Source organism: Synechococcus sp. R6-5 (assembly GCF_047461775.1).
Taxonomy (GTDB): domain Bacteria; phylum Cyanobacteriota; class Cyanobacteriia; order Thermostichales; family Thermostichaceae; genus Thermostichus.
Genome location: NZ_JANSHV010000413.1, coordinates 1 through 529 on the forward strand (window position 1 = coordinate 1; position 529 = coordinate 529).

General features: G+C 59.9%; 1 protein-coding gene. It reads right to left on the minus strand.

Annotated features, from left to right (window positions below):
• The coding region (locus tag NW818_RS14055; protein ID WP_414424917.1) for an O-methyltransferase at window positions 1–369 on the minus strand (369 nt) is incomplete at its 3' end.
• Window positions 370–529 lie beyond the last annotated feature (160 nt).

Sequence of the window (529 nt, forward strand, 5' to 3'; positions counted from 1 at the left end):
TTCGAGGGCGCTGAACCATTCCCCCTCAATGATATTGAAGTGATCACCATAGCCAGCATGGGCGACATACGTGCGCGCCAGTGCAATCCGCTCCGGGTTGCGCTCGATTGCCGTCAGATGCCCGCCAACCGGGGCGATGGCGCGCAACAGCCAGATAGCGGCATAACCGGTGGCAACGCCGATCTCCAGCGCTTCGCGCGCGCCGTGCATCTTCGCCAGCATGTAGAGGAACTGACCCTCAACCGGACCAACCAGGGGCCATCCATGCTCACGCGCCTGACGCTCGAGTTCAGCAAGCGCCTGCGGTCGCGGCGGCATCAGTTCGACCAGATAATCTTCGATTGCGATGTTGGTGATATCGTCACGCATACTGCGCCCTCCTTGCACGATGGACGTGATTCTATAATGCCTGTCGATGAGCGCGACAGCGGTCGTCACCGTTGCCCACCGCGCGAACGCGCTGCATATCGGCATGAAAATTGTACCACACATGCACAAAGTACGTGAGCAACACACCGCATCTGCGCGC